This is a genomic window from Micromonospora sp. URMC 107 (genome assembly GCF_051386315.1).
Lineage (GTDB): Bacteria > Actinomycetota > Actinomycetes > Mycobacteriales > Micromonosporaceae > Micromonospora.
In genome coordinates this window covers 1-9,422 of sequence record NZ_JBPQTK010000178.1, presented here as the reverse complement: position 1 = coordinate 9,422, position 9,422 = coordinate 1, and the positions used below count along the sequence as shown (strand labels likewise).

The window sequence follows — 9,422 nt, the reverse complement described above, 5'->3', positions numbered from 1 at the left end:
CGCCGCGAGAGATGGGGCGCGGGGGCGGATGATCGTCAGCGGCGGGAGAGTTCCGACTCCAGGCGCTGGATGAGCGTCTTGCGGGCCTTGCCGTCGCGTTCGCGGCGCAGGGCCGCCTTGAGCTGGCCCTTGTCGAGGTCACGGACGAGCTTGGCCGCCTCGGCGACCGGCAACTCCGCCAGCTGCTCGGCCGACGTGGCGTTCCGGCGCGCGCGCTTGGCCGGCCCGGTGTTGGCGACGTACTGCTTGCCGGACTTCGACTCCTTCCGCTTCTTGGCGTCGGTCGCGCGCCGCTGCTCGGGGGAGAGCTGCTCCCAGGCCTGCTCGGGCAGGTAGCGGCTCGTCTCGTCGCCGTGCCGCGCCCGGGTGTCGCCCTCCTTGGTCTGCCAGTGCTCGCCGCCCCAGCGCTGCAGGGACTTCTGCCGCTCGTCCTTCGGGCCCAGGTAGCCCCCGCCGCGCTTCTTGTACTCCTGGGTGACCAGCTGCGACTTGCGCGCCGACCACTGCCCCGGCCTGCCGCCCTTGTCGGAGGCCTTGATCTCTTCCTTGACCTGCTCCCTGAGTTCGGGCTTCGTGTACCGCGCCATGCCCGCGGTTACCCGGCACTCCCCGGCCCATGCTTCCGGTGACTTCGGCCGCTTCCGCGAGCGTCCGACGGCTTCCGCCCGCCGTCGGCCCTCCGTGTGCGCGCTCGGGCGGGCATGGGGCGACTGGTAACTTCCGAGGTTCCGGCGGCCCGGCCGGGTGCCCTCGTCGAGAGGATCGGACCATGTCCTTCCCGGGTGGGAGCGCCAGCACGAAGCGCGGCGTCGTCCTCTACGGCCCACCGGCGGCGGGGAAGGACACCATCACCCGCTACCTGGGGGTGCTGGACGAGCGGTACGTCCTGTTCCCCTGCCTCGAAGCCGGGCCGGACCGGACGAACGGGCACCGGACGGCCACGCCGAGCGAGATCGAGGAACTCCGGCGGCGGGGCGGGATCGTCTGGGAGAGCCGGCGGCACGGTGCCACCCGCGTCATCGACCGGCCGGAACTCGCGGCGCGGCTCGCCGCGCATGTCCCGGTGGTCCACCTGCGCCAGGTCGAGGGCATCGACGCGGTCACCGGCGCCTTCCCCGACGCGCGCTGGCTCGTGGCCTTCCTCTGGTGTCCCCGGGAGATCGCCGAGGCGCGGGTCAGGCAGCGCGGCACCGGCGACACGGAGGGCTGGGACGAGGTCCCGATCATCGGGCACGCCGACCTGACCATCAACACCCTCCTGACCGACCCGGAGGACGCCGCCCGGCAGATCGACAGCCGGGTCGTCGCCATGGGCCAGCCGTGGTCAGGACCGCCGGTCCCGTAGTCAGCAGGGGCTGTGGCCCTCGTGGAAGAGGCGCTGGGCCCAGTCGGCGTACCCGGCGATGATCTTCTTCACCGCCCGCCCGTCGTGCAGGAAGAGGTACGCGCGGTCGCCCTGCCGGGCGAGCAGCCCGTCGAGCCGGTACGTCCCCGGTGGAGCGTCCAGCTCCCGGGCGGACGGGTAGCGGCTGCGGACCTCCTCGACCGGCGTGCCGGCGGTGATTCCCTGCGGGGTGCGCGTCGCCTCGCCGAGCCAGAGCAGCACCAACCGGTCGTCGACGAAGATGGGGCTGGTGGTGTCGTACCCGGCGAGTGCCGGGCCGCAGGCGTCCACGTCGGAGCGCAGGATGCCCCGCCGGGTCAGCTCGTCCTCGGTGTCGCCGAACTCGATGTCGCGCAGGCCGTTGAGGTCGACCACCTCGACGGCCCCGACGGGCCGGCCGTCCAGCTCGGGCGACGGCGGGTGCGCGCCGCTGCCCGAAACCCAGGCAGCCGTCATCAGCGTCGAGATAAAGGCAAATTGTCGCAATTTCATGGAATCCCCCAGTCCCCAACGGGACCGGGCCGTTCAGGTTGCTGCCCGCCCGCAGATTGCCGGCTTTCCCACTCCTCGGCCAGCTCGTCCCAGTAGTCGGCGCTCAGTCGCCGGCGCCCGTGCGCCAGCCACCCGGCGGTGCTCCGCTCGACGTGCAGGCCCAGCTCGGCGAACGGGTCGATCCACACGCCGGGCTCCACCCCGAGCCGGGCGAGCGCCGCGTTGAGCGGCCACTGGGCGCGCGGCCCGTCGAAGAGGCGGTCGAACCCCGGCCCCCAGCTCACCTCGCCGCCGAGCCACACCATCGCCGACTGGTAGCCGGCGCCGCCGGCGAACTCCGCCTCCAGGTACGCCACCGGGCCCGACCGCGACCAGCGCGCGAGCACCTCGGCGAGGACCGGCGAGAGCGCCAGGTGAAAGGGCTCCTCCGGCGACCGCTCCGCCACGGAGAAGTCGGGCAACGCTCCGGTCAGCTCCTCGACCAGCTGCGGGGTGACCGGCAGCAGCGCGAAGTCCTGACGCAGCTCGCCGAGGACCGCGTGGTCGAGGTCGACGGTCCGCTCGCGGAGCAGGTCGCCGTCCGCGACGACCGCGCTGAGCTGGTAACCCATCAGAGCCCTCCGCCGTCCACAGCCTGTGGATGGAACATGTGTACGACGGATCCCGCCTCCGCCGCCCTCGCACCGTACCGAATCGTCCCCCGCCGGCACCGTCCCGCGATCTTGCGCCTCCGCCGTCGGGGCCGCTCCGCCGTCCGGGGTCGGTGGGTCAGGGGCGATCGGCGACGGAGCCGACGAACGCGCGCCACGCCGCCGGTGGGAAGGAGAGCGCCGGGCCGGCCGGGTCCTTCGAGTCCCGCACCGCGACGACGCCGGGCAGGTTGTCGGCGACCTCGACGCAGTCGCCGCCGTTGCCGCTGCTGCGGCTGCTCTTGCGCCACCGCGCGCCGTTCAGCTCCATGTCTCCGCCACTTCCGTGATCAGATCGACCGACTGCCAGTGGGACAGCGCCTCGCCGCGCACGTTCTCCCACGCTGCCATCATGGCGGCGATGTCCGCCGGTTCGCTAACCAGTTGGCCCTGGAGTTGGTTGTCGAGGTAGCCGGCGATCCGGTGGTCGTGGCTGCTGGCGATCACGAACGGCCCGTTCAGGCCCGCGTAGGCGCCGACCGACGCCGGCACGACGTGCACCCGCACGTGCGGCTCGGCGCAGGCGGCGACGACGGCCCGGAGCTGCTCGCGCATGGTGGCCCGCCCGCCGACCGGGCGGCGCAGCACCGCCTCGTCGATCACGGCCGTGAACTGCGGCGGTTCGTCCTGGCGCAGGATGCCCTGCCGGGCGAGCCGGGCCGCGAGGTGCCGCTCGACGTCGCCCCGGGGGAAGAGGCCGCCGCCGGTCAGCACGGCCCGGGCGTACGCCTCGGTCTGGAGCAGCCCGGGCAACACCATCGATTGGTACGACCGCAGCGACACCGCGTCGCGCTCGATCTCCTGCCACGGACGAAACCAGATCGGGTCACGACGTCTTGAAGTGTCCGGCCAGATGTCCGACACGTCCCGGCGGAGGGCCTCCGCCGCCGCCAACCGGTGCCGGGCGTGCGGGATGCGGTCCTCGGTCAGCCACCGCCCGACCGTCTTCGGATCGACGCCGACGGTCTCGGCGAGGGATTCGATCGTGTGCCCGGTGTCGCTGAGCGCCACCCGGAGCGCGTCGTTCATGGGCTTCTCCCATCGGATGTCCCAAATATCTGGCGACCATAGCGCTACGGGGTGTATCTGTCTGCACGCGCGCGGCAAGTTGGGGTGACGAAGACGGCGCGGCCGGTGGAGGCGTATGAGCCCGGCGGTCGGCGTCAGTCGCGGGGCCGCCCCGGCGGGGAGGGCGGGGGGGGCGCCCCCGCTCCAGCCCCACGTCCTTTCCAGCCCTACGTCCTTTCAGCCCTTCGCCACGCCGGGGTGAGCCCAGCCGAGCCCGCCAAGGAGGTCCCGCCCGTGCCCACGCGCCGCGCCCCCGCCCTCGTACATCGGGGCGAGTCCCGTCTCCCGGACGACCGCGACGATCCGCTCCCGCCTGCCGCCCCCGCCCGGCCCCGACCGACGGGCTGGGCCCCCGGGGCGACCATCCACGTCCCCGACGACTCCTACCGGTTCGGCGAGGGCCCGCTGACGCTGCGCATCACCGAGGTGCTGAGCGTCGGCCCGTTCGAGGGCCGGCTCTGGGCCGAGGTACGCGGCCACCAGGTGAACTCCGACGGCACCGTCCGCCCTCGCGAACGCTTCGCCTCGATCCGCGTCGACCGGGCCCGGGTCGTCGCCCCCGGCGCTTCCCGGGATGGTGCTTCCCGGGATGGCGCTTCCCCGGCCGGGACTTCTCGGGATGGTGCTTCCCGGGATGGTGCTTCCCCGACCGGGACTTCGCGGGTCAGGACTTCGCGGGTCGGGACGGAGGACCGGGCCGGGTCGGCGGGACCGGCGGCGCGGTGAGCCGCCGCCGTGAGCACGTCCCGGCCCGCCCCACGTGGCGGTGCCGGGCGTGTGGCATCGCCTGGCCCTGCTCGGCGGCGAAGCTGCGGCTGCTCGGCGAGTACCGCCACGACCGCGCCGCGCTCACCGTCTACCTGGCGACCCTCCAGGTCGAGGCCGCCGAACAGCTCGCCACGCTCGACCCCGGCATGAGCCCGGCCCGGCTGGCCGACCGCTTCCTCTCCTGGGTCCGCCCGCGCGGATGACCACCTGCCGTCCCGCGCCTACCCGTCGCCACGCCGCCCGGATTCGTCGGGTGCGAGCCTCTGCCCGGCTCGGTGCTCAGAGCAGCAGGTTGACCAGGGCGGCGAGCCCGACGACCACGATCGTGGCGCGCAGCGCCACCGGCGGGAGCCGGCGTCCCCACCGGCCGCCGACCAGGCCGCCCGCCACGGAACCCGCCGCGATCAGCAGCGCCGGCTGCCACGCCACCGTGCCCACGGCGACGAACAGGACCGCCGCGACCCCGTTCACCAGGCCGGCGAGCACGTTCTTCACCCCGTTGACCCAGCGCAGGTCGGTGGAGAGGAGCACCCCGAGCAACCCCAGCAGCAGCACTCCCTGGGCGGCGCCGAAGTAGCCGCCGTACACCCCGGTGCCGAAGACGCCGAGCAGCAGCAGCGGCCCGGCGCGCCGTACCGCCCGACCGCCGGCCGACGGCGCGCCCGCGTCGGCCGCGACCGGCCGCCGGTGGGCCAACGCCCGCGCCAGTCGCGGCTGCACCACCACGAGCACCAACGCCAGGACGATCAGCGCCGGCACGATGGCCCGGAACGCGCCGGGCGGCAGGAGCAGCAGCAGTACGCCGCCGGTGATCCCGCCGAGCACGGCGGCGACGCCCAGGCGGGCCAGCAGGCCACCGTGCCCGGCCAGTTCGTTGCGATAGGCGTACGCCGCGGAGAAGGAACCCGGCACCAGCCCGACGGTGTTGGACACGTTCGCCACCACGGGCGGGTAGCCGAGGGAGAGCAGGACCGGGAAGGTCACCAGCGTCCCCGAGCCCACCACCGCGTTGATGGCCCCCGCCGCGACCCCGGCGGCCAGCACGGCCAGCCCTTCGGCGACGGTCAGCGTTGCGTTCACTCGTGTCTGCGCTCTCCCCGGGCCGGTCGTCGCCCGCGGGTCGCCGCCGTCCGGTCGTCTCGCTGCCGGTTGCGGCTGTCAGCGTAGGACGCGGGCCGGGCCGGTTGATCGACGTGCGGCGGGGATCACGTCGTGACCAGCCGTGGTAATAAGTTGACCACCGTCGACGTCTCGCAGGGCGGGAGCGGGCAGTTAATAGGATGCGGGGCCTCGTCGAGTCTGAGAATCAGAGGTGATTTCGTGCCCCCCAGAACCCGGCGAATGGCAGGTCGACGCAGGTCGCCGAACTCCCAGGAAAACCCGACGACCCCGGACGGGACGGGGCCGCCCCCACGAGCCAGCGGGCGGGACGAGGAAGCCGGAAAGGAACAGCGGGAAGTTGCGGCACGGGCACCCGTTCCGGACCCACCGGAATCCTCGTCGAACGAGCAACCGGACGAGCCTCCGGCCCGTCCCACCCGACGAGGTCTGCTGCTGGCAGCGGGCGGTGCGGCGGTCACCGCGATCATCGGTGGCGTCATCGGCGCAATCATCAGCGACGGAGCCAATCGGCTCACCTCGTCGGGGCAGGCGGTCCGGGACGAGCGCGCGGTCGACAAGGCCAGACGGGCGTCAGCCCGACAGAAGCCGCCTATCTCCGCCAACGCCTACTACTACCACCGCTCCACCGAAGCTGTGGCGTGGTTGTTTCCACAACAGTTGACCGCCGATCAGAAGCGGCAACTCCTTACGCCGGAACAGCCGCCGACAACCGGGGTGCCAGAGGCTCTGAAGGGCGGCATCCACGCGGTGGTAGGAGGCACCCGACAGCATCCGAACCGGCTGCTGACCCGGATCCGGGTGTCCACAGTCGGCCAGTGGACCGAACCGGTGTTCGTCACACAGATGCGGGCCAAGGTGCTGCGACGCACACTGCCGCCGGCCGGTGCGTACCTGTTCCAGGGGAGCCAGGGCGGAGAGGCGCCGCTGGAGATCGGATTCGACCTGGACGAGCCCGGCAGTGTCGCGCGGGTCGTCAAGCGTGACGGCGGAACCCTCGGTGAGGCATACCTGGATCGCCACTCGCTGACCTTCTCCCAGAACGAGCCCCTCACCATCGACGTGCAGGCGCACACGGACCAGTCGTACTGCGAGTGGGTCATCGAGCTGGACCTCGATCTCGGCGGTGAGAAGCGGACACTCACCGTCGACGACGACGGCCGGTCCTTCCGGAGCACCGCTCTGGCCCGTCACTACGAGGAGCGGTACTACGTCAAGTTGACCGGCGGCTGGACGGCCAAGGGTGCTGGCCCACCCATCTTCGACATATGAGCGCCAGCCGGCGTCGCCTCGTCCTGCTCGTCAGCATCTGGATCCTGTCCGGGGTGCTGGCCTTCACCGCAGTCCGGGTGCTGCCCCCCGACTACGGCGAGGATCATCGAGGACAGCCGCCCAACACCACGGACGCCGGCGCGACACGGGCCGGTCCTGCCGGTGCGGCCCCCGCGGTCGACCTCGCCGCCACGCTCGTCGGCACTCGCTACAGCCGCGAGTTGACCTTCCAGGTCACCGAGGACGTGGCCCGGGTGGGTCCGCCGCCGCACGTGGCGGACTGTCGCCAGTTCTCGGCGTGGGTGCAGCAGAATGGCGGCATCGCGACCGGTCGCGAGCCCGTCCATGTCCTTTCGATGCGCGCGCGGCGCCACGTGGACGTGCTGATCTTCAGCGTCAGGGCGATACCGGTCGCGCAGGTCTCCCTTACCGCAGAGCAAGGGCCCTGGGTTGAGTTGGCCTGTCGTGACAGCGGCCCGGATCCCACGGTCCTTCCCACGGCCGACAGCTCGCGGATGGCCCAGGGAAGCAACGCCAAGCCCCATGTGCTCGCCGCCGGGCAGACGCTCGATCTGCCGACCGATCTCGCCGCCACGTACCGGACCGAGGAGTCGTTCCCGCCCGGAGCCTCCGACTACTACCTGGAGGTCACGATGGAGGTCGACGGGGTCGTGGAGTCGCGTGAGCTGAGAAACGGTGCCAGCTACTACCGGTGCTGTGGACGTACCACCTTCATGGGCTACCAGTCCGCCCGGTACGAATGGAACCTGTCTTCCTCCCGCACCCTTCGATACTGCGGCGAGCTGCGGTACACCGGCGAGCCGCCGCCACGGACATGCGTTACCAGCCAGCGCTGAACCGCTCATCCGCCAGCGAGCGGGTCGAGGCTTCGTGGCCTGCCGCCCGGCGTACGGGCAGGAGCAGGGCAACTGTGGCCAGACCGACCGTAGCGACGACGAAGGGCCGGCCCCGATGGGGTCGGCCCTCGCGTTCGTGCTGCTCAGCGAGCGGAGGATACGAGATTCGAACTCGTGAGGGTGTTAACCCAACACGCTTTCCAAGCGTGCGCCCTAGGCCTCTAGGCGAATCCTCCGCAGACGAGGATACAGGTCCCCGACGGGTGGGCCACCCCACCACCCCCTGAAGATCGACGCGGCGTCGGGTAGGGTTGGCGGTACCTCCCGTGCGGCGGTATCTCGTGAACCTCCCCAGGGCCGGAAGGCAGCAAGGATAAGCGGGCTCTGCCGGGTGCACGGGAGGCCTTTCTGTCTCCGGGTCCCGGTAACGTCCCTGCGGGTCAGGTCACGGGGTGGTGGGTGGTCACCCGCGCCCGACCGGCGCAGAATGGCTCGGTCGAGAGGAGGCGGGACGAGTGGCACTGGCGCTCTACCGCAAGTACCGGCCACGCACCTTCGCCGAGGTCATCGGGCAGGAGCACGTCACCGAACCGCTGTCGCAGGCGCTGCGCAGCGGGCGGCTCAACCACGCCTACCTCTTCTCCGGCCCACGGGGCTGCGGCAAGACCTCCAGCGCCCGGATCCTGGCCCGCTCGCTCAACTGTGAGCAGGGCCCCACCCCGGAGCCGTGCGGGCAGTGCGAGTCGTGCCGCGAGCTGGCCACCGACGGCGGCTCGATCGACGTGCTGGAGATCGACGCGGCCAGCCACGGCGGCGTCGACGACGCCCGCGAGCTGCGCGAGAAGGCGATCTTCGCGCCGGCCAAGAGCCGCTTCAAGATCTACGTCATCGACGAGGCGCACATGGTCTCGTCGGCCGGCTTCAACGCCCTGCTGAAGCTGGTCGAGGAGCCGCCGGAGTACGTCAAGTTCATCTTCGCGACCACCGAGCCGGAGAAGGTCCTCGGCACGATCAAGTCGCGGACCCACCACTACCCGTTCCGGCTGATCCCGCCGAAGGTGCTCCGGCCCTACCTGGAGCAGCTCTGCGAGGCCGAGAACGTCGCCGTCGAGCCGGCGGTCTTCCCGCTGGTGGTGCGCGCGGGCGGCGGCAGCGCCCGGGACAGCCTCTCCGTGCTCGACCAGCTCATCGCCGGGGCCGGGCCGGAGGGGGTCACCTACTCCCGGGCCGCCGCCCTGCTCGGCGTGACCGACGCCGCCCTGATCGACGAGATGTGTGACGCGCTGGCCGCCGGGGACGGCGCGACGGCGTACGCGACCGTCGACCGGGTGGCCGAGGCCGGGCACGACGCGCGCCGGTTCGCCTCCGACCTGCTGGAGCGGCTGCGCGACCTGATCGTGCTCCAGCAGGTGCCGGACGCCGCCGCCAAGGGCCTGATCGACGGCCCGGCCGACCAGATCGAGCGGATGGCCGCCCAGGCCCAGCGGCTCGGCCCGGCGACGTTGTCCCGCTGCGCCGACATCGTGCACAACGGCCTGGTGGAGATGCGCGGCACCACCGCGCCCCGGCTGCTGCTGGAGCTGATCTGCGCCCGGATGCTGCTGCCCGGCGCCGACGACAGCACCGGCGGCCTGCTCCAGCGCCTCGAACGCATGGAGCGGCGGCTCACCCTCGCCGGCACCGACGCGCCGCCGGCCGCCGCGGGCGGCCCCGACGCGCCGTTCGCCCACCTGTCCTTCGAACCGCACCCGTGGGAGGCCCGCAACGACTTCC

General features: G+C 72.3%; 11 protein-coding genes, 1 tRNA gene and 1 other RNA gene. 6 read left to right on the top strand and 7 right to left on the bottom strand.

The genetic code is table 11. The annotated features are described in order from the left end of the window. Window positions 1–35 precede the first annotated feature (35 nt). Window positions 36–587, bottom strand: a complete 552-nt coding sequence (locus tag ACSNN9_RS26265) for a DUF5872 domain-containing protein (protein ID WP_436675899.1) — start codon at window positions 585–587, stop codon at window positions 36–38. A gap of 182 nt (window positions 588–769) precedes the next feature. Here ACSNN9_RS26265 and ACSNN9_RS26260 point away from each other — a divergent pair, with 182 nt between their 5' ends. Further along, on the top strand, window positions 770–1,345 hold the full coding sequence (locus tag ACSNN9_RS26260) for a kinase (protein WP_436675897.1): 576 nt from the start codon (window positions 770–772) through the stop codon (window positions 1,343–1,345). On the opposite strand, the gene ACSNN9_RS26255 is transcribed toward ACSNN9_RS26260, so the two are convergent. The 4 genes from ACSNN9_RS26255 to ACSNN9_RS26240 all read right to left on the bottom strand — a co-directional run bounded on the left by ACSNN9_RS26255 (window position 1,346) and on the right by ACSNN9_RS26240 (window position 3,594). Next, window positions 1,346–1,840: a hypothetical protein gene (locus ACSNN9_RS26255; RefSeq protein ID WP_436675895.1), complete on the bottom strand. Its 495-nt coding sequence runs from the start codon at window positions 1,838–1,840 to the stop codon at window positions 1,346–1,348. 32 nt (window positions 1,841–1,872) lie between these two features. Next, the gene (locus tag ACSNN9_RS26250) at window positions 1,873–2,487 is read right to left on the bottom strand and encodes a hypothetical protein (protein WP_436675893.1); all 615 of its coding nucleotides are present in this window, start codon (window positions 2,485–2,487) and stop codon (window positions 1,873–1,875) included. A gap of 157 nt (window positions 2,488–2,644) precedes the next feature. Then, window positions 2,645–2,836, bottom strand: a complete 192-nt coding sequence (locus ACSNN9_RS26245; RefSeq protein WP_436675891.1) for a DUF397 domain-containing protein — start codon at window positions 2,834–2,836, stop codon at window positions 2,645–2,647. Next, entirely contained in the window at window positions 2,827–3,594 is a 768-nt protein-coding gene (locus ACSNN9_RS26240) for a helix-turn-helix domain-containing protein (RefSeq protein WP_436675889.1), read from the bottom strand. The genes ACSNN9_RS26245 and ACSNN9_RS26240 overlap by 10 nt, the downstream gene beginning before the upstream one ends. A gap of 761 nt (window positions 3,595–4,355) precedes the next feature. Between ACSNN9_RS26240 and ACSNN9_RS26235 the strand changes: the two genes are divergently transcribed. Further along, on the top strand, window positions 4,356–4,604 hold the full coding sequence (locus ACSNN9_RS26235) for a flavin reductase (protein WP_436675887.1): 249 nt from the start codon (window positions 4,356–4,358) through the stop codon (window positions 4,602–4,604). Window positions 4,605–4,680: 76 nt separating this feature from the next. On the opposite strand, the gene ACSNN9_RS26230 is transcribed toward ACSNN9_RS26235, so the two are convergent. Then, window positions 4,681–5,481 (bottom strand): sulfite exporter TauE/SafE family protein, encoded by an 801-nt coding sequence (locus ACSNN9_RS26230; RefSeq protein ID WP_436675885.1) that lies wholly within the window; start codon window positions 5,479–5,481, stop codon window positions 4,681–4,683. 261 nt (window positions 5,482–5,742) lie between these two features. On the opposite strand from ACSNN9_RS26230, the gene ACSNN9_RS26225 reads away from it, so the two are divergent. Both ACSNN9_RS26225 and ACSNN9_RS26220 read left to right on the top strand, forming a co-directional pair. After that, entirely contained in the window at window positions 5,743–6,792 is a 1,050-nt protein-coding gene (locus tag ACSNN9_RS26225; protein WP_436675884.1) for a hypothetical protein, read from the top strand. Next, window positions 6,789–7,649, top strand: coding sequence for a hypothetical protein (locus tag ACSNN9_RS26220; protein WP_436675883.1), 861 nt, complete (start codon window positions 6,789–6,791; stop codon window positions 7,647–7,649). The genes ACSNN9_RS26225 and ACSNN9_RS26220 overlap by 4 nt, the downstream gene beginning before the upstream one ends. A 151-nt stretch (window positions 7,650–7,800) precedes the next feature. Here ACSNN9_RS26220 and ACSNN9_RS26215 read toward each other — a convergent pair. Beyond that, window positions 7,801–7,885, bottom strand: a tRNA-Ser gene (locus ACSNN9_RS26215). An 82-nt stretch (window positions 7,886–7,967) separates the two neighbouring features. Between ACSNN9_RS26215 and ffs the strand changes: the two genes are divergently transcribed. After that, window positions 7,968–8,057: signal recognition particle sRNA small type (ffs, locus tag ACSNN9_RS26210), an RNA gene on the top strand. Window positions 8,058–8,164: 107 nt separating this feature from the next. Next, a partial coding sequence (locus ACSNN9_RS26205) for a DNA polymerase III subunit gamma and tau (protein ID WP_436675882.1) occupies window positions 8,165–9,422 on the top strand: 1,258 nt, incomplete at its 3' end.

Bases quoted from the DNA above. Each gene is read 5' to 3' on its own strand.
- ACSNN9_RS26240 (WP_436675889.1), bottom strand. From the start codon at position 3,594: ATGAACGACGCGCTCCGGGTGGCGCTCAGCGACACCGGGCACACGATC.
- ACSNN9_RS26225 (WP_436675884.1), top strand. From the start codon at position 5,743: ATGGCAGGTCGACGCAGGTCGCCGAACTCCCAGGAAAACCCGACGACC.
- ACSNN9_RS26255 (WP_436675895.1), bottom strand. From the start codon at position 1,840: ATGACGGCTGCCTGGGTTTCGGGCAGCGGCGCGCACCCGCCGTCGCCC.
- ACSNN9_RS26220 (WP_436675883.1), top strand. From the start codon at position 6,789: ATGAGCGCCAGCCGGCGTCGCCTCGTCCTGCTCGTCAGCATCTGGATC.
- ACSNN9_RS26250 (WP_436675893.1), bottom strand. From the start codon at position 2,487: ATGGGTTACCAGCTCAGCGCGGTCGTCGCGGACGGCGACCTGCTCCGC.
- ACSNN9_RS26265 (WP_436675899.1), bottom strand. From the start codon at position 587: ATGGCGCGGTACACGAAGCCCGAACTCAGGGAGCAGGTCAAGGAAGAG.
- ACSNN9_RS26245 (WP_436675891.1), bottom strand. From the start codon at position 2,836: ATGGAGCTGAACGGCGCGCGGTGGCGCAAGAGCAGCCGCAGCAGCGGC.
- ACSNN9_RS26260 (WP_436675897.1), top strand. From the start codon at position 770: ATGTCCTTCCCGGGTGGGAGCGCCAGCACGAAGCGCGGCGTCGTCCTC.